We start from the raw sequence: 25,408 nt of genomic DNA, 5'->3' as shown, positions 1-25,408 counted from the left end.
TCGTTCCGCCGGGGTCAGGGCTCCACCGGCAGCCGCACGGTTGCCACGAACCGACCGTCCACCACCTCGGTCTGGACGCTCCCGCGGCCGCCGGTCAACGCCTCGATACGTACCTGCGACGCGTTGAGGCCGACCCGGTGTCCCGGCGCCGCAGGCCCCCCGGGCACCGGCAGCGGATTGCTGATCCGGACCACCACCGTGTCGAGCACGGTGCTCACCGTCACCTCGACGTCCCCGCGGCTCATGCGTTCGGCGCCGTGGCGGATCGCATTTTCCACCAGTGGCTGGATCGACAGCGCGGGTACCGTGACCGCCGGCATGGTGCGCGGCAAGTCCCAGCGGACCTGCAGGCGCTCCCCGAACCGCAGCGACTCGATTTCGAGGTAACGGCGGGCCAGCGCCAGTTCGTCCTCCAGGGAAATCCGTCGCGGGCCGGCGAGGGCCGCCCGGAACAGGTCGGCCAGGTCCAGCAGCAGCCGCTCGGCCGCTTCGGGATGCTGGTGCACCAGCGCCGCGCCCGTGTTGAGGGTGTTGAACAGGAAGTGCGGCCGGATGCGGGCCTGCAGCGCCTGCAGTTCGGACTGCTTCGCCCGCACGGCGTGCAGGCGGCCACGCCAGTGGTTCTGGAAGGCGGCGACCCCCAGGAAGCCCACCGCGAGTGTCACGCCCGTCAAGCGCATCGCCAGGAAAATCCACTCGGCTCCGGACATGGACCAGGCGTCCCGGGCCAGCAGCCACGCGAGTGCCACAACCACCCACGTGTTGATCAGCAGCAGCGCCAGGGTGAGCCACGTCAATCGCACCGGGGGTAGGTCCGCCAAAGGCCTGCGGAGCAGATAGAGCATTCCCAGCGTAAGCAGGCTGACCCACTGGATCGCGAGCGAAGCCAGGCCGAACGCCACCAGTCGCCCCTCTGTCATGGCGGTTGACAGGGCCACGACCAGGGCAAGGCATTCCCCGGCCAGAACGACCCAGGTCAGTGTCGAGGCCTGCCATAGAGCGTCGAGTGGCTGAGGGCGTGGGGCGTCCATTCGGGGTCGTGGCTCGGGGGATCCATATGATGCCTGCGCAACCGCGTCCCGACAGGGACCGTCCGGGCACCGGTCGTGCCGCCGATGCGGCCGCCCATCGGTCGGGAGTGGCATGTCCGTGGGGTCCGCTCCTACCCTTGCGGCATATCAACCCGGGGGAGGGGCTGATGGACACCTGCCATCGTAGCGGCATCATGTCTGCAACCGCCAAGGCGCGCGGCTTCACATTGGTGGAGCTGATGGTGACGCTTGCGGTCGCCGCCATCCTGATGATGGTTGCGGCACCGAGCTTCACCGGGCTCGTCAATGGCAACCGCCTGACGAGCGGGGCCAACGAGCTGGTCGCGGCCATCCAGACTGCGCGGACCGAGGCGGTGCGGCTGAATGTCCGTGTGATTGTCTGCCGCAGCACGGATGGCCAGACCTGTGCCGGTGCGGGTGACCTGTGGCCGGCGTGGGTGGTGTTCGCCGACGACGATGCAGACGGCAACCTCGATGCCGCAGAGCAGGTGCTGCGCGTCGGCAACGCCCATCCGAGCCTCCAGGTACGGGCGAGCAACGCCATCACCGCCGATCGCCTGTTGTTCCGGCCGGACGGTTTTGCCCGTGACAGCGCCACGCCGAACGGAGCGTTGCTGACGGCTTCGTTCGGGGTATGCCTGCCGACCGATCGACCCAAGGAAAACCTCCGCCTGGTAAGCATCGGCTCGGGTAGCCGCATTTCAACGGTCGCACGGAGCGGGCAGGGTCAATGCCCGCAACCGGCCAACTGACGAACGGGAGCAATCGATGTCGGTTATTTGTTCACCTCGCATCCCGGCGCGGTCCCGCCAGTCCGGTGTGGGCCTCATCGAGGTACTCATCGCCGTGCTGATCATGGCGATCGGAATGCTGGGCATAGCCGCCCTGCAGGCCACGGCGCTGCGTAACAGCCAGAGCTCTCTGGAGCGCAGCCAGGCCGTTGTCTACAGCTACGCGATGTTCGACGCCATGCGCGCCAACCTTCCGGCGGCACGTGCTGGTCAGTACGACATGGCAATGCAGTGCAACGCGCTGACCGGAGGAACGCTTGCGCAGAACGATCGTTCCTCATGGTTGACGGCTCTCAAACAGACCCTCGGTGACGACACCTGCGGCCAGATCGCCTGCGCGGCCGTGCCGGGCGGAGATGCACGAAATTGCACGATCACCGTGCGTTGGAACGACTCGCGCGGCACCGACGGCGCCGCCCAGCAGACCCTCACGACACAGACGCGCATATGAGCCGGAACAGGATCCGCAACGTGGGCCCCCGCAGTACGCGGGGCCTGAGTCTCATCGAGCTGATGATCGCCATGGTGCTGGGGCTTCTGGTGACCGGTAGCGCGATCGGGGTGTTCCTTTCGAATCAGCAGACCTATCGATCGACCGAAAGCCTGGCGCGCATCCAGGAGAGCGCGCGGATCGCCTTCGAGATGATGGCGCGGGAGATGCGGGAGGCCGGTGGCAACGCGTGCTCGCGTGGACTGCCGGTGGCCAATGTCCTTGAAAGCCCCAACCAGTGGTGGAGCAACTGGAGCAATGGCCTGCAGGGCTACAACGACGGTGCCCTGCCGGCCAGCAGTGGAACCTCCGATGCGGTCGAACTGGTTTCCGGTGCATCCGGGGGGGTAACGGTCACCCAGCACAACCCGAGCTCGGCGCAGTTCAAGGTCAGCACGAGCAATCATGGTTTCGAGAGCAACGACATCCTCGTCGTGTGTGACTACACGCAGGCGGCGATATTCCAGGTGACCAATGCGAACCCGGCCAATGTCACCATCGTGCATAACTCCGGCACCGGCACGATCGGCAACTGCACGAAGTCACTGGGCCTGCCCTTGCCGGCAGCCGATTGCCCGCATGGTACGGGTGGTGGCAGCGGCTCCAACAAGACCTATGGCCCGAACTCGCAGGTGATAAAGCTTCGCGCCACCCGCTGGTATGTCGCCGACAACGGTCGTGGGGGGCGCTCGTTGTACCGCCTGCGGATGGCCAAGGGCACCAACCAGGTCGTGGACGAGATCACGGAGGGGGTCGACGACATGCAGATCACCTATCTCGTCGAGGGAGCCAACCAGTATGTGAACTCCACGGCCGTGGCCGACTGGTCCGCGGTGGTGGCGGCCCGTATCGAACTGCAGCTGCAAGGAACCGCGCGAGTGGGCACTGACGGGCAGGTCCTTGGTCGTGAGTTGCAGCACGTAGTGAACCTGAGGAATCGCACCTCATGAAGACGTCTTCCCTTGCCTCCGCACGCGCGCAGCGCGGCGTGGCTCTCATCGTGGTACTGGTGCTCCTGCTCGCAATGACCCTGATCGGCGTGGCGAGCCTGCGCGGTGCACTGCTCGAAGAGCGCATGAGCGCCAACATGTACGACCGGAGCATCGCCTTCCAGGCGGCGGAAGCCGCGTTGCGTGAAGCCGAGCAGCGACTGCTCCAAGCGGGAGTCCAGGCGTCCTTTCCAACAGGCGCGGGCGCCTGTACGAACGGCCTGTGCGCCACGCCCGTGCCGGCGGAGAACAAGCCCGACCGCGCCGATGACCCCAACTTTGCCGGTTGGGTAAATGCGACCCAGGTGAACGACATGGCCGGAACTCCCCAATATTTCATCGAGTACATGGGCGATGCCCCTGCGTGGCCAAGCTGCCACCTCCAGATGCCCGTCCACCCGACCTGTATCCGCTCCCGCTACCGCATCACCGCTCGCAGCAGCAGTCAGGACCGGGCCGCGGTCATCCTGCAGTCCAGCTTCGCCGGGTCATGACAAGGAACCCCATGAACGCCAGCACTCAACGTCGTGTTCACGCGAACGCCTTCCTCGCCGCCTTCCTCGCGACCTGTCTTTCGCTCCCGGCCAACGCGGTGGATATCCCGGAAGTCCCGCCGAGCTCGGGCAATGGCGTGCCGCCCAATATTCTCTTCATCCTTGATGATTCCGGCTCGATGGTCTTCCAGACCATGCCCGCCGACAATTACCTGAGCAATCTGCGCGACACGATCCAGCATCGCTCGTATGTCCACAACACGATCTTCTACAACCCTGCCATTGATTACCGGGCATGGATGGCCGCGGACGGCAACCGCTTGACCGGTGGTACTACCTTCAGCAGTGCCTACGCCGACCTGAGCAAGGCCGATAAGCCGATCAATCTCGGTTCCGACAACAGCTGCCAGCAGGTGGACGAGAACGGTACCAATCGGTGGGTGTGCGGTGGTGAACAGACGTTCTATGTGCCCCGGGATCCCGCTCGCACCGATGCGGCCTACCTTGATGACGACGACAACTATTACCGGTTTGTAATTGAACCCAACGGCGACGTTAAGCGGCAGACCCGCAAATCGAATGGAAGCTGGGGAAAAAAGACGGACGCTACTCCGACAGGTCGAACCGAAGCCGCCGAGCGGAACAACTATGCCACCTGGTTCTCGTACCACCGCACCCGCATGAAGGCTGCGAAGGCCGGCGCCAGTGAGGCATTCGCAGGGCTCGACGAGGACAAGTACCGCGTTGGCTTCACCACCATCTGGGGGCCGAACGGAAGCGGAGCCGACAATTCGGAGTTCCTCATCCCGGTCGGAACGGACAACGGTCTGTTCCGTGACAGCAACCGGACCACGTGGTTCAACCGGCTCTTCGCGGCCCGCGGCTATAACGGCACTCCGTTGAGGCGTGCCCTGCAACGGGCCGGCAACTATTTCAGCCAGACAAGCTCCTCCGGCCCCTACGGCGGCAATCTGGATCCCGACAACAACCAGTTCCAGTGCCGACAGAACTTCTCCATCCTGACCACGGACGGATACTGGAACGGTTCCAATCCTGACGGAATCAGCAACCCTGACAATTCTTCCGGGCCGACCATCAACGGTCCCCTCAACGATCAGGGCCTGCCCAGCAAGACTTTCACCTACGCCGCCGAAGCCCCGTACAAGGGCAGCAACAGCACGACGCTGGCTGACGTCGCCATGCATTACTGGAAGAACGACCTTCGCACCGACATGGCCAACGTGGTGCCGGTGTCGGCGGCGAACCCCGCGTTCTGGCAGCACATGGTGACCTTCGGTATCTCGATCGGCTTGTCTGGAACGGTGGACCAGACTTCGGTCAAGGCGGTTATGGAGAAGGGTGGCGTGAGCAGGAACGGCACCGATCTGAGCGACTGGCCGAATCCGATGGATACGGAGAACCGCGAGCGCATCGACGACCTGCTGCATGCGGCGGTGAACGGCAGGGGCGAGTTCGTGGCAGCCTCCAACCCGGACGCATTCCAGAAGGGGCTGCAGGATGCGTTGGCGGCGATTGCGGCGCGGACGTCATCCGCATCGAACGTCGCCGCCAGCAGTACTTCCCTGACCACCGGGTCGAGGCTGTTCCAGGCCACTTACGTGGGCGGCGAGTGGGCAGGTGAACTCAAAGCCATTCCGATTGTCGATCGGAGGCCGCAGCTGAATTCACCAGTTTGGGTGGCCTCGGCGCAGATGCCCGTCAGTAGTTCGTCACGGGACGTTTTCACCCATGATGGAAGCGGCAAGACCTTCAGCCATGGCAGTCTGTCCAGCAATATCCGCAATCAGCTGGCCACCCCGCCCGCGGCAGGCATAGACAACGACGATCTGGCCGAAGCGAGAATCGACTACATCCGTGGCGACAACGCCCTGGAGCAGTCCGAAGGCGGTCCGTTCCGCAACCGCTATCGCCCAAGCGCCGGGCGTGTGCCGCTGGGTGACATCATCCACTCTTCGCCGGTTTATCACGCCAGCGAGGATGACGCGGGTACCGACGTTCTCTTCGTAGGTGCCAACGACGGCATGCTGCACGCGTTCAATGCCGAGACGGGCGCGGAGATGTTTGCCTATATCCCGGGCGGCACGGACTGGGAGGCGCTGGTCGATTTCACCAGCCCCGACTATTCACATTCCTACTTCGTCGACGGACCCATAGCGGTATCCGATCGGACTCTTGGAGGCGGAAGCAATGTTCTGGTCGGTACGATGGGCCGGGGAGGCAAAGGTCTGTTCGCACTCAACGTCACTTCGCCGGGCTCCTTCTCGACCAGCGACGTGCTTTGGGATATCACCACGCAGGACGACGGCGACCCTGACTTGGGATTCGTCCTCGGCCGCCCCTTCTTCGCGCGGCTGAACAACGGGCGTCCTGGCGTCATATTCGGCAACGGCCCCAACAGCGCCAGCGGGAGCGCGGTGCTTTACGTGGTGGACCTGCTGAGCGGTGCCGTGATCAAAAAGATCGACACGGGCGTGGGCGGCGACAACGCCCTCGCGGCGCCCACCGGCTGGGACGAGGACGGCGACGGCCGTGTGGATCTCGTCTATGCGGGTGACATGAAGGGCAATCTCTGGAAGTTCGACCTGACCCACAGCAATCCCGTCCAATGGGACCTGGCGATGGAGGATCCGTTGTTCGTCGCCACCGACGCGAGCGGGAACAGGCAGCCCATCACCAATGCGGTCTCCATCGCAACCGACCCGGAGAACTACCAGCGCTGGATTCTTTTTGGCAGCGGGCGGCTCTACAACGATGCGGACCTGTGGAACGCCAACGGAACCGTCAATCGTTCGGTCCAGAGCATCTACGGCATCCAGGACCATGATGATGCACTGGGCACCCGCGCTGCGATCGACGGAGCAGCCGATGGCATCGCCGTGCGCAGGATCGATGTGGCTGGCGTCGCCGAGAACGGTATGCCGGTCCGCGGATTCGAACCCTCGGACGTGGGCTTGGGCGTCAACCAGAAGGGATGGGTGGTCGACCTGCTTACTCCTCCAGCCCCTGGCACCGCGGAAGGCGAACGCGTGATCGGCGAGGTCCAGGTCGTTGCGGGCGTGATGGTGTTTTCGACGATGCTGCCCAGTACCGATCCCTGCACTCCTGGTGGTCGTGGCTACTTGAACGCGCTCAATGCATTTACCGGCACCAGCGTTCCCGAGCACTTTTTCGATGTTGACGGCGATGGCGAGTACAGCGACGACAACGTGGGAGGAAGCGGCGGCGGCGGTGATGACGATGGGGACGGCGGTGGCGGTGGAGACGACGGGGTGCCGGTGGGATCGGTGGACCTGGGTGTTGGCAGCCCGACGGATCCGGGCTGGATGACACCGCTCGTGTGCGTCAACGGCACCGCAGGTGAGACCGGATGTATCCCGTATGACGGCGATGCGCTTTCCGGCCGGATCTCCTGGCGCGAAATTCTGAGGAACTGACAATGAACTTGATCCATTCGCGAAGCGCATGGGCGCCGAATCGCCGGACAGGGGGATTTACTCTGATCGAGCTGATGATCGTCGTGGCGATCATCGCGATCATCGCGGCGATTGCGTACCCCAGCTATCAGAACCACGTCACGAAGACCCGCCGGGCGGCTGCCGCGTCGTGTGCCTTGGAGGCCGCCCAGTTCATGGAGCGCTTCTATACAACGAATCTGCGATACAACCAGGATCGCGCCGGAACGGCCGTGGCATTGCCACAGATGCAGTGCGCTTCCGAGCTCCAAGATCACTACGGCATCAGCTTGGCTGCCACTACCGCCACGACCTATACGATCGAGGCAGAGCCCCGGAATGGGCAGGCGACCCGCGACACGAAATGCGGAACCCTGACCCTGCGGCATACGGGGCAGAAGGAGATCGATGGCTCGGCCAATGAGGTCTCGGACTGTTGGTGACCAACCTGCCAGGCAAAAAAAGGCCCGCATCGCTGCGGGCCTTCTTTTTTATTTTGGCGCCCGAAGTTGGACTCGAACCAACGACCCCCTGATTAACAGTCAAGTGCTCTAACCAGCTGAGCTATTCGGGCGGGGATGCGCATTGTAAGCGCTGGGACGCCGCGGTCAAGTCTGTTGCGCCTGTGGAACATAGGGACAAGCCACCCCTGACTTCGCCCGTTCGCTCCTTGGCCGCCCCGCGTTGTTCACCACCACTTTTCCCAGCAGCCGAGACTCCCCAATCGTGCACAGGCGGATGCTGAGATTGCTGCCGTAGGACCAGCCGTCCGGCGTGAACCGGACGTGCGTCCTGCCGTTGGTACTTCTAAGGGCTATTCCGGCACCGACGTCGTGGACCCGCTGGAGGATCGCGTTGGCCCCCGCTGGTTGTCCCGCCCGATGCGGGTCTGCGAACAGTATCCAGCCGTTCCGCCAGACCGCGTCTCCACGACAGCTCACTCCGTCGCTACTGGGACAGACGGTGACGGGAGCGTTGTGCCTGATCGCCGCGAGCCTTGCGGTTGCAAGCGAGCTGGTCAGTAGGTGGTAGGTGTTGGCCTCGCGCGCCCGCTGGAGAACGCTGGCGAAAGCCGGGACGCCGATCGTCACCAGTACGGCCAACACCGCCAATGTCGCCATCAGTTCGGCCAAGGTGAATCCCCGTACCACGCTTCGCGCGTCCTGCGCCATCGCACTGCTCCATTTCATGGGGCCCTATCGTCGCCAGGACGAGACTGAACAGCAGTCGGCCACAGGGTGGGAACCGGGTAGGGAAATGCCGCGACGACCTCCATGTACCCGTGCTTCTACACTGGGCGTTTCCGCGCCCGACACCGCCGAGCCGATGACCGACAGCCCCACGCCCGAACACGCCAAGCAAGGCGTTTTCCAACTCGTCTCCCCCTACCAGCCCGCCGGGGACCAGCCGCAGGCGATCGAGAAGCTCGCCGAGGGGTTCGAGAACGGCCTGGCGCACCAGACCCTGCTCGGCGTCACCGGCTCGGGCAAGACCTACACCATCGCCAACGTGATCCAGCGGGTGCAGAAGCCCACGCTGGTCATGGCGCCCAACAAGACGCTGGCGGCGCAGCTGTACGGCGAGTTCAAGTCGTTCTTCCCGCACAACGCGGTCGAGTACTTCGTCAGCTACTACGACTACTACCAGCCCGAGGCGTACGTGGCGTCGTCGGACACCTTCATCGAGAAGGACAGCTCGGTGAACGAGCACATCGAGCAGATGCGGCTGTCGGCGACCAAGGCGCTGCTGGAGCGGCGCGACTGCATCATCGTCTGCACGGTCTCGGCGATCTACGGTCTGGGCGATCCGAACGAGTACTTCCGGATGGTGCTGCACATGGTCCGCGGCGAGCGGATCGACCAGCGCGAGCTGATCCGCCGTCTGACCGAGATGCAGTACACCCGCAACGACACCGAACTGCGCCGCGGCACCTACCGCGTACGTGGCGAGGTGATCGACGTGCATCCGGCCGAGTCGGAGATGGAAGCGGTGCGGATCGAACTGTTCGACGGCGAGATCGAGAACGTCACCGCGTTCGACCCGCTCACCGGCGAGACCCTGCGCAAGTTGCAGCGCTATACGATCTACCCGAAATCGCACTACGTCACCACCCGCCGGACGGTGCTGGACGCGGTCGACGCGATCAAGGACGAGCTGCGCGTGCGGCTGGAGCAGCTGTACGCGCAGAACCGGCTGGTCGAGGCCCAGCGACTGGCCCAGCGCACCCAGTTCGACCTGGAGATGCTGGCCGAGGTCGGCTACTGCAACGGCGTCGAGAACTACTCCCGCCACCTCACCGGCCACATGCCCGGCGAGCCGCCACCGTGCCTGTTCGACTACCTGCCGCCGGACGCGCTGCTGGTCTGCGACGAATCGCACGTGACCGTTCCGCAGGTGGGCGCGATGTACAAGGGCGACCGCTCTCGCAAGGAAACGCTGGTCGAGTTCGGGTTCCGGCTGCCGTCGGCGCTCGACAACCGTCCTTTGAAATTCGAGGAGTGGGAAGGCCGCTCGCCGCGCGCGATCTTCGTTTCGGCCACGCCCGGCAAATACGAGCTCGAGCACTCGGAAGGCGAGATCACCGAACTGGTGGTGCGCCCGACCGGGCTGATCGACCCGGAGGTGGAGATCCGTCCCGTCGCCACGCAGGTCGATGACGTGCTCGGCGAGATCAACGAGCGGGTGAAGCTCGGCGACCGTGTCCTGATCACCACCCTGACCAAGCGCATGGCCGAGAACCTCACCGAGTACCTCGGCGAGCACGGCATCCGGGTGCGCTACCTGCATTCGGACATCGATACGGTGGAGCGGGTCGAGATCATCCGGGACCTGCGGCTGGGCAAGTTCGACGTGCTGGTCGGCATCAACCTGCTGCGCGAAGGGCTGGACATGCCCGAGGTGTCGCTGGTGGCGATCCTCGATGCCGACAAGGAAGGCTTCCTGCGTTCGACCGGCTCGCTGATCCAGACCATCGGCCGCGCCGCCCGCAACGTGCGCGGCAAAGCGATCCTGTACGCCGACCGGATCACCGACTCGATGAAGCGGGCCATCGAGGAAACCGACCGCCGGCGGGCCAAGCAGGTGGAGTACAACGCCGAGCACGGCATCACCCCGCAATCGGTGAGCCGGCCGGTGGTCGACATCATGGAGGGCGCGCGGGTCGATCCGGACGCGCTCAAGGGGCGCGGCAAGGCCCGCAAGGCCGCCGAGGAAGCCGCCGAGTACGCGGCGCTCAGTCCGGGGCAACTGTCGGCCCGGATCAGGAAGCTCGAGCAGCAGATGTACCAGCACGCCCGGGACCTGGAGTTCGAACAGGCCGCCGCGGTGCGCGACGAGCTGAACAAGCTCAAGGAAATGGGGTTCGCGGGCTGAGCCCCGCACCGTGCATCGCGCTATTGCCGGAACCGCCCGGCCGGGCTAAACTGCGCGCCCTCTCGCCGGGTTCCACAGGCGAAGGGCGGTTAGCTCAGCGGTAGAGCACTACCTTGACATGGTAGGGGTCACAGGTTCGAACCCTGTACCGCCCACCAATAGATCAACGACTTAGCTCGTTGAGCATTGGGGAGTACGGCAGAAGTACGGCAAACAGCGATGCTGTTTCCTGCTCCTGTGTCGTACTCCCTTTTTGCTTTCTGCAGTTCGTCCCGCTACGCAGCGAGCCGCGCTGCCTGCGCCTCCGCCGCCTTCCTGTTGATCCAAGCGTTGACCTCTGATGCCAGCCACCCGACGGCGCGTGGCGCAATCTGAAGCTTCGCAGGGAAGTCTCCGTTGCGCTCCAAACGGTCGAGCGTTGAGCTGGTGAGGCCGGTGGCCTGAAGTACCTGTCGTTTCCTGATGATCGGATCAGCAATGCCGGGGATGGTCGCTGTCGCTGCAGTACTCATTCCTGGCCTTCCTCGCTGTGACCTTCGCGAGCGCGTGGTGGCAGTTCGCGGCAGTCCTTGTGCGCCTTACCACCAGCGACCACGACTAGATTGGAGCGCCGCAGGTTGAGCGGGTTCCCGTCGCGGTACTTAACCTGCTGCGCGTAGCGGGTTTGCATGATGAGCCGTGCGACCGTTCGGAGATCCCTGCCCGGTAGCTCAGCCTTGACGTAACCGCGATTGTTGCGGGGGCTGCCGTTGTAGTTCAGTTGCCAGTTTGAAGAGGTGCCGCCCTCAATGATTCGTGCGTAGTCGTCCGCGCAGATGGTTGCGTGGTCACCGTTGGGTAGAGGGACGAGGGCGCAGCGTAGGCCGTCGGCGTCGGTGAAGTAGCGCACGGGGCGCAGGGTCTGGGTCTTGCTCATTGGATTGGTTCCGTACGTCGGCCACGCAGCAACGCAGCGCAAGGCGCGAGGCTCTGCACTGGTGGCGGCGTGAGTGGAGGTGACGCGCCCACAGGTGCGGGCACGGATACCCATGCCGCCTCTTGGGCGATGCTGGGTTATCGATACGGGGACTTGGGTTCGGGTAGTTGCCTGCCGGCAGGTTTCGCCGTGGTTCGGCATCGGCCCTGCATCGACGTTACGCGGCCTGTGGCGCGTTCTACGAGGCGCTGTGACGTATCTTCTACGGGGTTCGGGTATAGGGTCTGGCCGGGCGTCTGGCGGCCATGGAGGCGGCTACAGGCGGAGTGCGGACGGTGCTGTTCGCAAAAAAAAGAGCCGACCACCTGAGCGAGTGGTCGACCCTTGGGGCAGCGCGGCGCAAGTGCGGCCGACAGCTGCTGTACGGACAAGTTGCCCGAGAGAAGAGAGCTAACAGTCAGGCCTGAGTTTCTTCCTTGATGGTGGCGATAGACTCAGTCCACGAACAGCCACGGAGGGTTGAACCATAGGTAGCACCCTAGGGCCCAACTACTTTAAGTAACGTTAGGTTTGACCCGGGGGGGGGCTTCCAGCCCTCCCTATACGGGGACTTGGGGCACTCGCTCTAGACGGGGACTCAGCACCTACCCCCCCCCTCCTGTTCAAGCTGACCGCCCCCATGGGGGACAGTGTCTGCAGAGACTAGTACTTAAACACCCCCACGAAAAAATCCAACAAAAAATCAACGTCCCTGCAGAGCCTAGGCGTTGCTCAATTGTGGATCCGTCGACTCGTCCGAAGCTGCGGACCCATTGCCGCGCATCCATGATGCCTCGCCTGTCTCAACGAAATGCGCTAGCTGCATACGCATGGCTTCCGTGAGGCCCATATCGGTCCCGCCACGCATCATCGATTGGAAGACGCGCTCGGCCTGCAGCTGCCTCGGTCCTAATTCACGATGGACAGCCACAATCTCGGATTTCGTACGGTTGATGCACTGCGCTTTTGTGATCTCGGTTGCCCTTGTCAGGGCCGCGATGGCAAAGCCTTCCATCCCTAGTGCTTTTGGATTCCCGATGGTGCGAGCGGCCGCAGCCCGCAGCAGCAGCCTGTCCGCAAAGGCTTCCAAGGACTCGTGGTCATTGCCATCATGGAAGGTGCGGCGGCCGGCTTGGTAAGCGGAAACGACTTCGCTGGACCCTTGTCGCCAGATGGTCACTACAGCCACGACCGCTACTGCGGCTACTCCAGCCGCAACCAATATCCACGTCATCTGATCCCCTGTAAAAGCTAACTATCCCCGCCGTGATGCTAGCAGTCAGATTGCGAGCGTCGCCAGCGCCGCCGTTGCTCGTTCCTGCAGAAGATGGCCATAGGTCTTCTCGATCATCCGTACGGAGGTGCCGGCCAACTTCGCCACTGTAAGCAAGTCAGTTCCCCCGCCGATCACGAGGTCGGTGATGACGGAGTGGCGCAAGGTATATGCCGCCGTCCCGGGAGGCAGGGAAGCTGCTCGCGCGGCTGCGCTTATGGGCTTCTTCCACGCATCCTTGTTCCACCCACTCCCGTCGGCTCGCATGAAGATGAAAGCGGCCGGTAGCTTTCCCCTGATTTGCTCCCGCAGCAGATCGGCCGTCGCAGGCGGCAGCACCAGCGTTCGACCTTCGCCCGCCTTATCGTTTCGTACAGTCAACGTGCTACGTCGAGCGTCGAAGTCGCCAACGCGAGCAGCAGCAAGCGCACCGGGGCGCAAGGGGAGTAGGCACAGCGCACGGCAGAATGCCTGAGCATCTGCAGGGAGTTCATGCACAAGCGCCTGCCGTTCTGCCCGAGTTAGATATAGGTCGCGACGGCTGTTGACCTCTACGGGCTTCAACGCCTCACGCCAAGCGTGGTCGGTCAGCACGTCACCATTCCTGTACGCTTCATACAGCGCAGCGCGGAAAGGAACCATGTCCCGGTTGGTAGTTGCTTGACTCCGTGGGCGAGTGGTCTTTGGACCCAACTTGTTCCGCGACACCTGTGCGGGCATCGCAGCGAGTCGGTCGCGCCATGCGCGAACCTGTCGGGCGGTCAGCTTGTGCAGTAGAACAGGCGCGATAGGGTCACCATAGACGTATCGCTCAAAGCGCCCAGCGGCATCCTTTGGGCCACGCTCGGCGTACCGTTCGCAAGCATCCCGCACCGTCAGCACCTCATGGGAGCCGCCGGATGAAAGGTGCTTGAACCACTCCAGAGCTTCCTTGACTGCAGCGCCGAATCTTTCACTTGGCGGAAGGTGGCCGAAGTCTCCCAGCGACCGTGTCGGGCGCTTCCCGTTGTCCGCGTCATTGAAGCGAGCGATCCACGTTCCGGCGCCTCCCGACTTCGACGGACGGAACCCGATGGCTTGTCCGATGGCCAGGTTTTGCCAGTACGGCTCCCGTCGAGACTTCAACCGCTCTCGGCTACGCACCGTTCTCAGATCTACCACTGCCTTCCCCCTTCGTAAGTCTGCAGCGAGCGGGCGGCGAGTCTAGCCAGTACGGCAGTAGTACGGCAAACGTAGTGGATCGAGTGGAGTCTAGTGGCTATGCAAATCAGTTGGTTGTGGTTAGGTGGGGTCTCTTGAATGCCCGTTTCCCAGCCTTGACATGGTAGGGGTCACAGGTTCGAACCCTGTACCGCCCACCAGTTTCACACATGCAACGGCGGGGTCCTTCGGGGCTCCGCCGTTTGCATTTGCGCGATCGTCCCGTGTTTGTCCCGGGCCGGGGCGCCATGGTCGAGCCGCCATCAGCCGCAGGCACAAGGCCACGCCAGAAAGATTTTCGCCGCGCGGCAATTGTTGCAGCGGGCGCCGGCACCCGTTCCATCGCCACTTTCCGTACACACGCGCCCTGCAAGCCTCTCCGTGCGCTTCGGCCGCTTGGCACCGATCTTGCGCTGCAGACACTTGGAAGAAGCTTGCTTTCACCGCGGCGGGTGTCTTCACCCGTCGCCCCAGACCAGGTGGAATATGGACGGATCAATCGGCAAGAAGAAGAGCACCGACCCGGTCGCGCTGGTGACCGGTGGTGCCGGATTCCTCGGTACGCATCTGTGCGCCCGGCTGCTCGGGGACGGCTACCAGGTGGTCGCGCTGGACAACCTCGTGACCGGCAGCATGCACAACCTGGCGCCGCTGCTCGACCACCCCGCTTTCCGGTTCGTCCGGCACGACATTACGCAGCCGTTCCAGTTGCGGGTCGACCGGATATTCAACCTCGCCTGCTGCGCCTCGCCGGTGCATTACCAGGCCGACCCGGTGAAGACGATCCGCACCTGCATCGACGGGTCGATGAACATGCTCCGGCTGGCCCACGAGTGCGACGCCCGGATCTTCCAGGCGTCCACCAGCGAGATATACGGCGAACCCGAGGAGCATCCACAACGCGAGAGCTACCGCGGCGCGGTCAGCACCGTCGGGCCGCGCGCGTGCTATGACGAAGGCAAGCGCTGCGCGGAAACCTTGTTCTTCGATTACCACCGCCTGCACGGCGTGCAGATCAAGGTGGCCCGCATCTTCAACACCTACGGCCCGTGCATGCGTGCCGACGACGGCCGGGTGGTGTCCAACCTGATCGTGCAGGCGCTCGCCGACGAACCGATGACCATCCACGGCGACGGCAGCCAGACCCGGTCGTTCTGCTACGTGGAGGACCTGATCGACGGCATTGTGCGGTTGATGGACACGCCCGCGGAATTCACCGGGCCGGTCAACCTGGGCAATCCGTGCGAGGTCACCGTCCTGGAACTGGCGCAGCGCATCATCGAGATGACCGGCTCGCGCTCGCGGCTGGTGCATCGGCCGATACCGGTCGACGACCCGACCCGGCGGTGCCCGGACATCGCGCTGGCCCGCGAGGCGCTCGGCTGGTCGCCGAAGGTGCCGCTGGAGGAGGGGCTGCAGCGTACGGTGGCCTGGTTCGAGCGGACGATGACCAGCGCACCCGATATCGACACGAACCTGGAGGTTGCCCGTGGCGTCGCCTGAGCAGGGGCGCCGCGACGGCGCATTGAAGACGGTCCTGATCACCGGCGGCGCCGGCTTCGTCGGGTCTCACCTCGCCGATGAACTGCTGGCGAAGGGATACCGCGTCCGCGCCCTCGACAACCTGTCCGAGCAGGTCCACGGCGACGGCATCAGCCGGCCGGACTACCTGCACGAGGACGTCGAACTGGTGCGCGGCGATGTGCGCGACCCGGCCGCGGTGCGCCGCGCGCTCTCCGGGGTGGACGCGGTGTTCCATTTCGCCGCGGCGGTCGGCGTTGGCCAGAGCATGTACGAGATCGAGCACTACACCGACGTCAACAACCGCGGCACCGCGGTGTTGCTGGAGGCGCTCGCCGCCGCCCCGGTGCAGCGGCTGGTGGTTGCCTCGAGCATGAGCATCTATGGCGAGGGGCTGTACCGCGACGGCGCGGGCGGGGTCGTGAGTCCGCCGGAACGCCAGCTCGCCCAGCTCGCCCGGGGCGAGTGGGAACTGCACGACGGCCACGGCGTGCTGACCCCGGTGGCGACGCCGGAGAGCAAGATCGCCTCCCCCTCGTCGGTGTACGCCCTGTCCAAGCTCGACCAGGAGCGGCTGTGCCTGATCGTCGGCCAGGCGTATGGCATCCCGACCACCGCGCTGCGCTTTTTCAACATCTACGGCACCCGCCAGGCGCTTTCCAACCCGTATACCGGCGTGCTGGCGATTTTCGCTTCGCGCTACCTCAACCGGCGCCCGCCGCTGATTTTCGAGGACGGCCACCAGCGGCGCGATTTCGTCAGCGTGCGTGACGTGGCGCGGGCCTGCCGGCTGGCCCTGGAAACGCCCGAAGCGGACGGACAGGTGCTCAACATCGGCAGCGGCCGCTCGCTCAGCGTGCTGGAGGTCGCCGGGCAGATGGCCCATGCGCTCGGCGTCGACGATCTGCCGGCCGAAGTGACCGGCAAGTACCGCACCGGCGACATCCGTCATTGCTTCGCCGACATCGACCGCGCCGCCGACGTGATCGGCTACCGGCCGCAGGTCGAACTCGAAGAGGGGCTGGAGGAACTGGTCGACTGGATGGTCGGCCAGAGCGCGTTTGACCGGGTCGACGCGGCCGCTCAGGAACTCGCCCGTCGGGGGTTGCAACGGTGACCGGCAGCGCAACCGAACGGACGGCGGGGGCCCACGCGATGGCCGAGTCGGGGCCGGTGCTGATCACCGGCGGCGCGGGCTTCATCGGCACCAACCTGGCCGATCGCCTGCTGGCGGCGGGGCGCGAGGTACGGGTCTACGACAACCTGTCGCGCGCCGGCGTGGAGCAGAACCTGCAGTGGTTGCGCGAGACCCACGGCGAGCGGCTGCAGGTCGACATCTCCGACGTGCGCGATGCCGACCGCCTGCGGAGCGCGGTGGACGGGGTGTCGCAGGTGTTCCACCTGGCGGCGCAGGTCGCGGTGACCTCCAGCCTCGACGACCCCGCCGAGGATTTCGAGGTGAACCTGCATGGCACCCTGAACCTGCTGGAAGCCATCCGCCACGCGCGTCGCCCGCCATCGCTGGTGTTCACCTCGACCAACAAGGTCTACGGCGCCCTCGAGGATGTCGCGCTGGACGCCACCGGGAGCCGCTACCAGCCCCGCGACGCGGACCTGCGGGACACCGGCATCGGCGAGGCCCGGCCGCTGGATTTCCACAGCCCCTACGGCTGCTCCAAGGGCGGCGCCGACCAGTACGTCCTCGATTACGCGCGCAGCTACGGCCTGCGCACGGCGGTGTTCCGCATGAGCTGCATCTACGGTCCGCACCAGTTCGGGACCGAGGACCAGGGCTGGGTCGCGCACTTCCTGATCCGGGCGTTGCGCGGCGAGCCGATCACCCTGTACGGCGACGGCCTGCAGGTGCGTGACATCCTCTACGTCGAGGATCTGGTCGACGCGTTGCTGCGCTGCCAGGCGCGGATGCCGGACGTGGCCGGCCGTGCATTCAACATCGGTGGCGGCCCGGCCAATACGGTCAGTCTGGTGGAACTGCTCGAGCAGATCGGCCGGCTCACCGGGCGACAGCCTTCGGTGGAGCATGCCGATTGGCGCACCGGGGACCAGCGCTACTACGTTTCCGATTCCGCCGCGTTCGTTGCAGCGACGGGCTGGGCGCCGAAGGTCGGCGCGATCGAGGGTGTCCGGCGGCTGCACGACTGGCTGGTGGCGCAACGGCGAGGCGAACGGTCCGCTGTCGCCACGGCGGACCGGGGTCTGCGCGCCGTCGGGACCAGCGCCGCATGAGCGCCATGCAGGCCGCCGTGCTGCGCGGCGATGGGCGCATCGAGGTCCAGCGGTCGGCCCGGCCGGAACCTTCGCCGGGACAGGTGCGGGTACGGCTTGCGGGCTGCGGCGTGTGCGCGTCCAACCTGCCGGTCTGGGCCGGCAAACCGTGGTTCGAGTACCCGCTGGAACCGGGGGCGCCGGGCCACGAGGGCTGGGGCGAAGTGGATGCTGTCGGCGATGGCGTGGACGAATGGAAGCCCGGCGACCGCGTCGCACTGCTGTCCGGCCACGCCTATGCCGAGTTCGACGTGGCGCCCGCCAGTGCCCTGGCGCGGCTCCCGGTCTCGGTGGGCGATCGTCCGTTGCCGGGCGAGCCCCTGGCCTGCGCGATGAACATCTTCCGCCGCAGCGACATCCAGCCCGGGCAGCGCGTGGCCGTGGTTGGCGTGGGATTCATCGGCGCGCTGCTGATCCAGCTCGCCACCCGCACCGGCGCGGAGGTCATCGCGCTGTCGCGCCGCCCGTATTCGCTGCAGGTGGCGAAGGACTGCGGTGCGGTCGAGACCTTCCAGACCGAGGACTGGTACGCGGCCATCGACCAGGTCAATTCACTGACCGACGGCACCGGTTGCGCCCGGGTGATCGAAGCCGCCGGCGAGCAGGCGACGCTCACCATCGCCAGTGGCATCAGCGGCGAAGGCGGGCGCCTGGTGATTGCGGGCTACCACCAGGACGGACCGCGAGAGGTCGACATGCAGCAGTGGAACTGGCGCGGACTGGACGTGATCAACGCCCACGAGCGCGACCCGGCGGTCGCCGCGCGCGGCTTGCGCGAGGCCATGGAAGCGGTGGAGGACGGCCGCCTCGATCCCTTTCCGCTGATGACCCACCACTACCCGCTGGACGGCCTGCGCGACGCCTTCGAGGCGATGCGGCAGCGCCCGGAAGGATTCCTCAAAGCGACGGTGAGCCTGTGAACGCACAACTGCAACCTTCGACGCGACGTCCGCGGCTCGGATTCCTCGGTGTCGGCTGGATCGGCTGCCAGCGCATGCAGGTACTGGCCGGGAGCGGGGTGGCCACGGTGGCGGCCATCGCCGATGCCAGCCGCGACGCGACCGCGGCCGCGTCGGCCTGCGCTCCGGACGCGCGGGTCGCCCCGGACCTTGCCGGCCTGCTGGCCGAAGACGACCTGGACGGCGTGGTGATCGCCACGCCCAGCGGAGCGCACGCCGGGCAGGCGATCGCGGCGCTGGAGGCGGGACTCGCGGTGTTCTGCCAGAAGCCGCTGACCCGCACCGCCGACGAAGCGCGGCAGGTGCTCGCCGCTGCGCGTCGTGCGGACCGCCTGGTCGACGTCGACTTCAGCTACCGCCACGTCAACGGCGTCGCGGCCCTGCGCGACCTGGTACAGGGCGGCGAGCTGGGCGACCTCTATGCCGTAGACCTCGTATTCCACAACGCCTACGGACCCGACAAGGCGTGGTTCCACGACATGCGCCAGTCCGGCGGCGGCTGCGTGATGGACCTGGGCATCCACCTGGCGGACCTGGCGCTGTGGATCGCCGGGGCGGCCGACACGGCCTCGCTGGATGCGCAGCTGTTCGCAAAGGGGAGGGCACTGCCGCGGCCGGTGGCCGAAGTGGAGGATTACGCGACCGCGCAGTGGCGCCTCGAGAGCGGCGCAAGCGTGCGGATGGCGTGCTCCTGGCACCTGCCGGCCGGTCGCGACGCGGTCATCGAGGCTTCGTTCTACGGCACCCGCGGTGGCGCGGCGCTGCGCAACGTCGACGGGTCGTTCTACGACTTCACCGTCGAACGCTTCAACGGCACCGCACGCGAGCGCATCGCCGGGCCGCCGGACCCCTGGGGCGGCCGCGCGCTCGTGCACTGGGCGGGCAGGCTGGCCGACGGCGAGCGGTTCGACCCGGCGGCCGGGCACCTGATCGATGTCGCAACGCTGGTGGACGGTATCTATGGACGTTAAGTGCGCAGCCGCGCCCGGCCAGCGGGTGCTGATGACGGCCGACACGGTCGGCGGTGTCTGGCAGTACGCGCTGGAGCTCGCCCGCGTCCTCGCCCGGCGCGGCGACGAGGTCCTGCTGGCGACGATGGGCGGTGAACCCAGCCCCGACCAGCGACGCGATGCCGGAGCGATTCCCGGGGTCGAACTGCGCACCAGCCCATACAGGCTCGCGTGGATGGCGGACCCGTGGGACGACGTCGAGCGGGCCGGTGACTGGCTGCTCTCGCTGGCCGCCGAGTTCCGGCCCGACATCGTCCAGCTCAACGATTACAGCCACGGCGACCTGCCGTGGGGCGCGCCGGTGCTGATGGTCGGGCATTCCTGCGTGCTGTCGTGGTGGCAGGCGGTGCACGGCGAGCCGGCGCCATCGGCCTGGTCGCGATACCACGACCGTGTGCGCAGCGGCCTCTACGCGGCCGACATGGTGGTCGCCCCGACCGCCGCGATGCTTGCCGCGCTGACGCGCCATTACGGCCCGCTGCCGGCGTCGCGGGTGATCGCCAACGGGAGGCGCCTGGACACCGTGTCCGCCCGCACGCGCGAGCCGATGATCCTCGCGGCCGGCCGCCTCTGGGACGAAGCCAAGAACGTGGCGGCGCTGGCCGAGGTCGCCCCGCGGCTGCCGTGGCCGGTGTGCATCGCTGGCGAATCAAGGCATCCGGACGCGAACCACCAGGGCGCCGGCCGCCGTGACCTGCTCAACGTGCGCGCGCTCGGGCGGCTGTCCTCGGCCGATTTGTCCGAGTGGTTCGCCCGCGCGCCGATCTACGCCCTGCCGGCGCGGTACGAGCCGTTCGGCCTGTCGGCACTGGAGGCGGCGCTGTCGGGCTGTGCCCTCGTGCTCGGCGATATCCGCAGCCTGCGCGAGGTGTGGGACGACGCCGCGGTGTTCGTCCCGCCGGACGACCCCGACGCACTCGAAACGGCACTGAAAAGCCTCATCGACAACGAGCCGCTGCGGCGCTACTACGCCGACCGTGCGCAGCGGCACGCGCAGCGGTTCACCCCCGAAGCAATGGCGCGCGGCTACTGCCAGGCCTATGCCGAGCTGCTGGCGCGGCGCCGCCCCGCCGTGCCGATGGCGATGGACCACCACGCGGCGGCGGAGGTGGCGCCGTGAGGTTCGTCATGTTCTACCACTCGCTGGTGTCGGACTGGAACCACGGCAACGCGCATTTCCTGCGTGGCGTGGTCGCCGACCTGCTTGCGCGCGGACACGAGGTGGCGGTGTACGAGCCGGAGGACGGCTGGAGCCGGAGCCAGCTGATCGAACGGCACGGCCGCGCGCCGATCGAGGAGTTCGAGCGGCGTTTCCCGCAACTGCGCAGCCGCACCTACGACCCGGCCACGCTCGACCTGGAGCTGGCACTCGACGGCGCCGACGTCGCCCTGGTGCACGAGTGGAACGACCCGGCGCTGATCGCCGCGATCGGTGAGCGGGCGCCGCGCGGCTGCCGGTTGCTGTTCCACGATACCCACCACCGCTCGGCGACGGCGCCCGGGGAGATGGCGCGGTTCGACCTGTCCGGCTACGACGGCGTGCTGGCGTTCGGCGAGGCCGTGCGGCAGCGCTATCTCGACCATGGCTGGAGCGCGCGCGCCTGGACCTGGCACGAGGCCGCCGACATCCGGGTGTTCCACCCGCTGCCGGACGCGCCGCGCGAAGGCGACCTGGTGTGGATCGGCAATTGGGGCGACGACGAGCGCAGCCGCGAGCTGCACGAGTTCCTGATCGATCCCGTGCACCGGATCGGGTTGAAGGCGCGGATCCACGGCGTGCGCTATCCCGACGCAGCGCTCGCCGCATTGAAGGCCGCGGGGATCGACTACCGTGGCTGGTTGCCGAACCACCGCGCGCCGGACGTGTTCGCCCGGCATGCGGTGACCGTGCACGTGCCGCGCCGGCCGTATGTCGAGGCCCTGCCGGGCATTCCGACGATCCGCGTGTTCGAGGCGCTCGCCTGCGGCATCCCGCTGGTCTGCGCGCACTGGCCGGACGCCGAAGGGCTGTTCACGCCAGGCCGGGATTACCTGGTCGCCGAGGACGGGCAGCAGATGCAACGCCACCTGCGCGAGATCGTCTACGACCCGGCCGCGGCAGCGGCGCTGTCCGCCCACGGGCTGGCCACCATTCGCGCCCGCCACACCTGCGCACACCGCGTCGACGAGTTGCTGTCGATCCTCGAGGAACTGGACGCGTCGACGCCCGCCCGCGCCGCAGAGACGCCCCTCCGAACCGGAACCCTGTCCCATGCCTGAGCGCCTGCACATCGCTTTCTTCGGGTCCAGCCTGGTGTCGTCGTACTGGAATGGCGCCGCGACCTACTACCGCGGCATCGTCCATGCGCTGCACCGGCGCGGCCACCGGGTGACGTTCTACGAGCCCGACGCATTCGAACGCCAGCAGCATCGCGACATCGACGATCCCGACTGGGCGAAGGTGGTGGTGTATCCGGGCGAGGGCGAGGACGGGGTCACCCGGGCGCTCGAGCAGGCGCGCGGCGCCGACGTGGTGGTCAAGGCCAGCGGTGTCGGCGTGTTCGACGCGCTGCTCGAGCGCGAGGTCCTGAACCTGCGTTCGGACCGCTGCAACGTGGTGTTCTGGGACGTGGACGCACCGGCGACGCTGGAACGCGTGCACGACGATCCGTCCGACCCGTTCAGGGCATTGATCCCACGCTATGATCTGGTGCTGACCTACGGCGGCGGGCCACGCGTGGTGGCGGCGTATCGTGGTCTCGGAGCGCGCGACTGCATCCCCGTCTACAACGCGCTCGACCCGGCGACCCACCATCCGGTTGCGGCCGAGTCGCGCTTCCGTGCCGATCTGGGCTTCCTCGGCAACCGCCTGCCGGACCGCGAGGCGCGGGTGGACCGGTTCTTCTTCGATGCCGCGCGGCGCGCGCCCGGGCAGCGGTTCCTGCTGGGTGGCAGCGGCTGGGACGAAGGCGTGCCCGGCAACGTCGAGCGCCTCGGCCATGTTTCCACCCGAGACCACAACGCGTTCAACTGCAGCGTCCGCATGGTGCTCAACGTCAACCGCGAGAGCATGGCGCGGTTCGGCTGGTCGCCGCCGACGCGCGTGTTCGAGGCGGCCGGTGCCGGCGCCTGCCTGATCGTCGACGCGTGGGAGGGCATCGAGGATTTCCTCGAACCCGGCCGTGAAGTGCTGGTGGCCGGCGACGGTGCGCAGGTGGCCGGCTTCCTCGAATCGGTCGATGCCGACGAGGCGGCGCGCATCGGCGAACGTGCCCGCCAGCGCCTGTTGGCCGACCACACCTACGACCACCGGGCAGAACAGGTCGAGCGCCTGCTGCTGGCCGAGGCGAGCGTCACCGCATGACCCGATCCTTGGACATCGTCGTGCTGGGGCTCACCCTGCGCTCGTCGTGGGGCAACGGCCACGCCACCACCTGGCGCGCGCTGATCGATGCGCTGTGCGAACGGGGCCACCGGGTGCTGTTCCTGGAGCGCGACAAGCCCTGGTATGCCGACAACCAGGACGCGGTCGGCGACCTGCCGGGCCGGCTTGAGCTCTACGACGACCTCGACGAGCTGGCCGACCGCCACGCCGACGCGGTCGAACGCGCCGACCTGGTCATCGTCGGCTCCTACGTGCCGGAAGGCATCGAGGTGGGCGACTGGGTCCAGTCGGTCGCGCGCGGCGCGGTCGCCTTCTATGACATCGACACGCCGGTCACCCTCGCCCGGCTGGACCGCGGCGACTGCGACTACCTGCATCCGCGGTTGATCCCGCATTACCACCTGTACCTGTCCTTCAGCGGAGGCCCGTCGCTGCAGGTGCTCGAACAACGCTACGGCTCGCCCATGGCGGTGCCGCTGTACTGCTCGTTCGATCCGTCGCGCTACCACCCCGAATCGCGTGAACCGCGTCATGACCTGGGGTACATGGGCACGTACAGCGATGATCGCCAGCCGGTGCTGGAGCGCTTGCTGATGCAGCCGGCGCGCGCGTGGGCGGAAGGACGGTTCGTGGTGGCGGGGCCCCAGTACCCCATTGCGATCGACTGGCCGGACAACGTCGAGCGGATCGATCATCTGGCCCCGGCCGATCACCGGCGGTTCTACAACGAGCAGCGTTTCACCCTCAACGTCACCCGCGCGGACATGGTGGCCGCCGGCTGGTCGCCGAGCGTGCGGCTGTTCGAGGCGGCCGCGTGCGGCACGCCGATCATTTCCGACCCCTGGGACGGGCTGGACACGCTGTTCGAACCGGACGAGGAGATCCTCATCGCCCGGTCCGGTGACGACGTGCTGCACTGGCTCCGTGACATGCCCGACGCGCGGCGACGCCGGATCGGCGAGGCCGGCCGGCGCCGCGTGTTGGCCGAACACACCGCCGCCCACCGGGCGGAGACGCTGGAACGGTATTTCGATCGGGCCGTCCAGCGCCGTCTTGTTGTCCGATCGACCGGGAGAGTGTGCGATGGCAGCGAAGCATGAGGCGCAAACGACGACCGACCACGACGAAATCAAGCGCTGGGTGGAGGCGCGCGAGGGCAAGCCCGCGACCGTCAAGGACACCGGCGAGGACGGCGAGGAGGTTGGCGTACTGAGGATCTCGTTCCGCGACGATGCCGCGCTGGAGACGATCAGCTGGGACGAGTTCTTCGAGAAATTCGAGGACGAAGAGCTGGCCTTCCTCTACCAGGAGGAAACCAAGGACGGCAAGCGCAGCCGTTTCTTCAAGCTGGTCGAGCGTGAGTAGTCCGCTGGCCCAGGCCGCGGGCAACACCGCCGACCTGCAGGCACAGGTCGACGCGCTGGCGCCGTGGTTCCACAACCTGCGCATCGATGGCGTACAGACCGCTCCGGAGCATGCGCTGGGCGACTTTCCTTCCTTCAAATGGAAGGAGATCTCGCCGCACGTACCGGCCGACCTGTCCGGCTGGAGCGTGCTCGACATCGGCTGCAATGCCGGCTTCTACACCTTCGAGCTGGCGCGCCGCGGTGCGCGCGTCACCGCCATCGACCTCGATCCCCATTACCTGCGGCAGGCGCGCTGGGCGGCCGAACGACTGGGTCTGCAGGACCGGGTCGAGTTCCGCCAGATGCAGATCTACGACCTCGCCCGCGAGCCGGAGCAGTTCGACCTGGTGTGGTTCATGGGCGTGCTGTACCACCTGAGGCATCCGCTGCTCGCGCTGGACATCATCCGGCGCAGGACCCGGCGGCTGATGGTGGTGCAGACCCTGACGATGCCGGGCGATGCGGTGCTCGCGGTGCCGGAAGATCTCGACATCGATGATCGCGACCGGCTGCGCGAACCGGGCTGGCCCGGCATGGCCTTCATCGAAAAGCGCCTGGCGTGCGACCCGACCAACTGGTGGGCGCCCGATCACGCGTGTGTGGAAGCGATGCTGCGAAGTGCCGGGTTCGACGTGAAGGCGAAGATCGCCCACGAGACCTACCTGTGCGAACCGGCCGCGGAGGGCGGTGAGATGGCCGGGATGATCGACGCGGAGTTGCGGGCCGCGACTGGCACCTGAAGGCGCGTACACGGGGCGGCGGGCTCCGTGCGC

Annotated in this window: 24 protein-coding genes and 2 tRNA genes; 19 read left to right on the top strand and 7 right to left on the bottom strand. The window is 66.5% G+C overall.

Translation table 11 applies throughout. The features are described from left to right. Positions 1-14 precede the first annotated feature (14 nt). Positions 15-1,031: a sensor histidine kinase gene (locus tag U8331_RS10755; protein ID WP_481131027.1), complete on the bottom strand. Its 1,017-nt coding sequence runs from the start codon at positions 1,029-1,031 to the stop codon at positions 15-17. Between the two features lie 167 nt (positions 1,032-1,198). On the opposite strand from U8331_RS10755, the gene U8331_RS10750 reads away from it, so the two are divergent. From U8331_RS10750 to U8331_RS10725, 6 genes are read left to right on the top strand one after another with little or no spacing between them, the layout of a single operon-like run. Next, positions 1,199-1,804 carry a GspH/FimT family pseudopilin gene (locus U8331_RS10750; protein ID WP_481131026.1) on the top strand — a complete coding sequence of 202 codons (606 nt, stop codon included), beginning with the start codon at positions 1,199-1,201 and terminating at the stop codon, positions 1,802-1,804. 16 nt (positions 1,805-1,820) lie between these two features. Further along, a complete protein-coding gene (gene pilV / locus U8331_RS10745; protein WP_481131025.1) occupies positions 1,821-2,294 on the top strand; it encodes a type IV pilus modification protein PilV in 474 nt (157 codons plus the stop codon). Between the two features lie 20 nt (positions 2,295-2,314). After that, the gene (locus tag U8331_RS10740) at positions 2,315-3,283 is read left to right on the top strand and encodes a PilW family protein (protein ID WP_481131024.1); all 969 of its coding nucleotides are present in this window, start codon (positions 2,315-2,317) and stop codon (positions 3,281-3,283) included. Then, on the top strand, positions 3,280-3,816 hold the full coding sequence (locus U8331_RS10735) for a pilus assembly PilX family protein (protein ID WP_481131023.1): 537 nt from the start codon (positions 3,280-3,282) through the stop codon (positions 3,814-3,816). The genes U8331_RS10740 and U8331_RS10735 overlap by 4 nt, the downstream gene beginning before the upstream one ends. An 11-nt stretch (positions 3,817-3,827) precedes the next feature. After that, the gene (locus U8331_RS10730) at positions 3,828-7,271 is read left to right on the top strand and encodes a pilus assembly protein (protein WP_481131022.1); all 3,444 of its coding nucleotides are present in this window, start codon (positions 3,828-3,830) and stop codon (positions 7,269-7,271) included. A 2-nt stretch (positions 7,272-7,273) separates the two neighbouring features. Then, positions 7,274-7,732: a type IV pilin protein gene (locus U8331_RS10725; protein ID WP_481131021.1), complete on the top strand. Its 459-nt coding sequence runs from the start codon at positions 7,274-7,276 to the stop codon at positions 7,730-7,732. A 54-nt stretch (positions 7,733-7,786) separates the two neighbouring features. Here U8331_RS10725 and U8331_RS10720 read toward each other — a convergent pair. Both U8331_RS10720 and U8331_RS10715 read right to left on the bottom strand, forming a co-directional pair. After that, positions 7,787-7,863 (bottom strand) — tRNA-Asn (locus U8331_RS10720). Between the two features lie 34 nt (positions 7,864-7,897). Then, the gene (locus U8331_RS10715) at positions 7,898-8,479 is read right to left on the bottom strand and encodes a GspH/FimT family pseudopilin (protein WP_481131020.1); all 582 of its coding nucleotides are present in this window, start codon (positions 8,477-8,479) and stop codon (positions 7,898-7,900) included. A gap of 136 nt (positions 8,480-8,615) precedes the next feature. On the opposite strand from U8331_RS10715, the gene uvrB reads away from it, so the two are divergent. Continuing rightward, a complete protein-coding gene (gene uvrB, locus U8331_RS10710) occupies positions 8,616-10,661 on the top strand; it encodes an excinuclease ABC subunit UvrB (protein WP_481131019.1) in 2,046 nt (681 codons plus the stop codon). 83 nt (positions 10,662-10,744) lie between these two features. Then, positions 10,745-10,819, top strand: a tRNA-Val gene (locus tag U8331_RS10705). Between the two features lie 117 nt (positions 10,820-10,936). Here U8331_RS10705 and U8331_RS10700 read toward each other — a convergent pair. The 4 genes from U8331_RS10700 to U8331_RS10685 form a co-directional block, all read right to left on the bottom strand. After that, on the bottom strand, positions 10,937-11,173 hold the full coding sequence (locus U8331_RS10700) for a helix-turn-helix transcriptional regulator (RefSeq protein ID WP_481131018.1): 237 nt from the start codon (positions 11,171-11,173) through the stop codon (positions 10,937-10,939). Continuing rightward, positions 11,170-11,577, bottom strand: coding sequence for a hypothetical protein (locus U8331_RS10695; protein ID WP_481131017.1), 408 nt, complete (start codon positions 11,575-11,577; stop codon positions 11,170-11,172). The genes U8331_RS10700 and U8331_RS10695 overlap by 4 nt, the downstream gene beginning before the upstream one ends. A gap of 760 nt (positions 11,578-12,337) precedes the next feature. Then, positions 12,338-12,796 carry a hypothetical protein gene (locus U8331_RS10690; protein WP_481131016.1) on the bottom strand — a complete coding sequence of 153 codons (459 nt, stop codon included), beginning with the start codon at positions 12,794-12,796 and terminating at the stop codon, positions 12,338-12,340. A 99-nt stretch (positions 12,797-12,895) separates the two neighbouring features. After that, positions 12,896-13,531, bottom strand: coding sequence for a tyrosine-type recombinase/integrase (locus tag U8331_RS10685; protein WP_481131015.1), 636 nt, complete (start codon positions 13,529-13,531; stop codon positions 12,896-12,898). Positions 13,532-14,575: 1,044 nt separating this feature from the next. Between U8331_RS10685 and U8331_RS10680 the strand changes: the two genes are divergently transcribed. The 11 genes from U8331_RS10680 to U8331_RS10630 are packed head-to-tail and all read left to right on the top strand — an operon-like array spanning position 14,576 to position 25,375. Next, entirely contained in the window at positions 14,576-15,592 is a 1,017-nt protein-coding gene (locus U8331_RS10680) for a UDP-glucuronic acid decarboxylase family protein (protein ID WP_481131014.1), read from the top strand. Further along, a complete protein-coding gene (locus U8331_RS10675) occupies positions 15,579-16,727 on the top strand; it encodes an NAD-dependent epimerase/dehydratase family protein (RefSeq protein WP_481131013.1) in 1,149 nt (382 codons plus the stop codon). The genes U8331_RS10680 and U8331_RS10675 overlap by 14 nt, the downstream gene beginning before the upstream one ends. After that, positions 16,724-17,857, top strand: coding sequence for an NAD-dependent epimerase/dehydratase family protein (locus U8331_RS10670; protein WP_481131012.1), 1,134 nt, complete (start codon positions 16,724-16,726; stop codon positions 17,855-17,857). Before U8331_RS10675 ends, U8331_RS10670 begins: the two co-directional genes overlap by 4 nt. Then, positions 17,854-18,816: an MDR/zinc-dependent alcohol dehydrogenase-like family protein gene (locus U8331_RS10665; RefSeq protein WP_481131011.1), complete on the top strand. Its 963-nt coding sequence runs from the start codon at positions 17,854-17,856 to the stop codon at positions 18,814-18,816. Before U8331_RS10670 ends, U8331_RS10665 begins: the two co-directional genes overlap by 4 nt. Next, positions 18,813-19,826 carry a Gfo/Idh/MocA family protein gene (locus U8331_RS10660; protein WP_481131010.1) on the top strand — a complete coding sequence of 338 codons (1,014 nt, stop codon included), beginning with the start codon at positions 18,813-18,815 and terminating at the stop codon, positions 19,824-19,826. The genes U8331_RS10665 and U8331_RS10660 overlap by 4 nt, the downstream gene beginning before the upstream one ends. After that, positions 19,816-20,985, top strand: coding sequence for a glycosyltransferase family 4 protein (locus U8331_RS10655; protein ID WP_481131009.1), 1,170 nt, complete (start codon positions 19,816-19,818; stop codon positions 20,983-20,985). The genes U8331_RS10660 and U8331_RS10655 overlap by 11 nt, the downstream gene beginning before the upstream one ends. Then, the gene (locus U8331_RS10650; RefSeq protein ID WP_481131008.1) at positions 20,982-22,124 is read left to right on the top strand and encodes a CgeB family protein; all 1,143 of its coding nucleotides are present in this window, start codon (positions 20,982-20,984) and stop codon (positions 22,122-22,124) included. Before U8331_RS10655 ends, U8331_RS10650 begins: the two co-directional genes overlap by 4 nt. Next, positions 22,117-23,208 carry a CgeB family protein gene (locus U8331_RS10645; protein ID WP_481131007.1) on the top strand — a complete coding sequence of 364 codons (1,092 nt, stop codon included), beginning with the start codon at positions 22,117-22,119 and terminating at the stop codon, positions 23,206-23,208. The genes U8331_RS10650 and U8331_RS10645 overlap by 8 nt, the downstream gene beginning before the upstream one ends. Next, the gene (locus U8331_RS10640) at positions 23,205-24,329 is read left to right on the top strand and encodes a CgeB family protein (RefSeq protein WP_481131006.1); all 1,125 of its coding nucleotides are present in this window, start codon (positions 23,205-23,207) and stop codon (positions 24,327-24,329) included. The genes U8331_RS10645 and U8331_RS10640 overlap by 4 nt, the downstream gene beginning before the upstream one ends. Continuing rightward, positions 24,313-24,594: a hypothetical protein gene (locus U8331_RS10635; protein ID WP_481131005.1), complete on the top strand. Its 282-nt coding sequence runs from the start codon at positions 24,313-24,315 to the stop codon at positions 24,592-24,594. Before U8331_RS10640 ends, U8331_RS10635 begins: the two co-directional genes overlap by 17 nt. After that, entirely contained in the window at positions 24,587-25,375 is a 789-nt protein-coding gene (locus tag U8331_RS10630) for a TIGR04290 family methyltransferase (protein WP_481131004.1), read from the top strand. Before U8331_RS10635 ends, U8331_RS10630 begins: the two co-directional genes overlap by 8 nt. Positions 25,376-25,408: the final 33 nt, after the last annotated feature.

The organism is Lysobacter sp. CC-YZS074 (assembly GCF_056739745.1).
Note: the sequence above shows the minus strand (reverse complement) of the source record. Positions and strands in the feature narration are given on the sequence as shown.

What these genes read in the sequence shown, in the direction of transcription:
- U8331_RS10750 (WP_481131026.1), top strand. Translation starts at nt 1,199, where the DNA reads ATGGACACCTGCCATCGTAGCGGCATCATGTCTGCAACCGCCAAGGCG.
- U8331_RS10735 (WP_481131023.1), top strand. Translation starts at nt 3,280, where the DNA reads ATGAAGACGTCTTCCCTTGCCTCCGCACGCGCGCAGCGCGGCGTGGCT.
- U8331_RS10665 (WP_481131011.1), top strand. Translation starts at nt 17,854, where the DNA reads ATGAGCGCCATGCAGGCCGCCGTGCTGCGCGGCGATGGGCGCATCGAG.
- U8331_RS10700 (WP_481131018.1), bottom strand. Translation starts at nt 11,173, where the DNA reads ATGAGTACTGCAGCGACAGCGACCATCCCCGGCATTGCTGATCCGATC.
- U8331_RS10635 (WP_481131005.1), top strand. Translation starts at nt 24,313, where the DNA reads ATGGCAGCGAAGCATGAGGCGCAAACGACGACCGACCACGACGAAATC.
- U8331_RS10730 (WP_481131022.1), top strand. Translation starts at nt 3,828, where the DNA reads ATGAACGCCAGCACTCAACGTCGTGTTCACGCGAACGCCTTCCTCGCC.
- pilV (WP_481131025.1), top strand. Translation starts at nt 1,821, where the DNA reads ATGTCGGTTATTTGTTCACCTCGCATCCCGGCGCGGTCCCGCCAGTCC.
- U8331_RS10645 (WP_481131007.1), top strand. Translation starts at nt 22,117, where the DNA reads ATGCCTGAGCGCCTGCACATCGCTTTCTTCGGGTCCAGCCTGGTGTCG.
- U8331_RS10695 (WP_481131017.1), bottom strand. Translation starts at nt 11,577, where the DNA reads ATGAGCAAGACCCAGACCCTGCGCCCCGTGCGCTACTTCACCGACGCC.
- uvrB (WP_481131019.1), top strand. Translation starts at nt 8,616, where the DNA reads ATGACCGACAGCCCCACGCCCGAACACGCCAAGCAAGGCGTTTTCCAA.
- U8331_RS10655 (WP_481131009.1), top strand. Translation starts at nt 19,816, where the DNA reads ATGGACGTTAAGTGCGCAGCCGCGCCCGGCCAGCGGGTGCTGATGACG.
- U8331_RS10755 (WP_481131027.1), bottom strand. Translation starts at nt 1,031, where the DNA reads ATGGACGCCCCACGCCCTCAGCCACTCGACGCTCTATGGCAGGCCTCG.
- U8331_RS10715 (WP_481131020.1), bottom strand. Translation starts at nt 8,479, where the DNA reads ATGAAATGGAGCAGTGCGATGGCGCAGGACGCGCGAAGCGTGGTACGG.
- U8331_RS10725 (WP_481131021.1), top strand. Translation starts at nt 7,274, where the DNA reads ATGAACTTGATCCATTCGCGAAGCGCATGGGCGCCGAATCGCCGGACA.
- U8331_RS10685 (WP_481131015.1), bottom strand. Translation starts at nt 13,531, where the DNA reads ATGGTTCCTTTCCGCGCTGCGCTGTATGAAGCGTACAGGAATGGTGAC.
- U8331_RS10680 (WP_481131014.1), top strand. Translation starts at nt 14,576, where the DNA reads ATGGACGGATCAATCGGCAAGAAGAAGAGCACCGACCCGGTCGCGCTG.
- U8331_RS10640 (WP_481131006.1), top strand. Translation starts at nt 23,205, where the DNA reads ATGACCCGATCCTTGGACATCGTCGTGCTGGGGCTCACCCTGCGCTCG.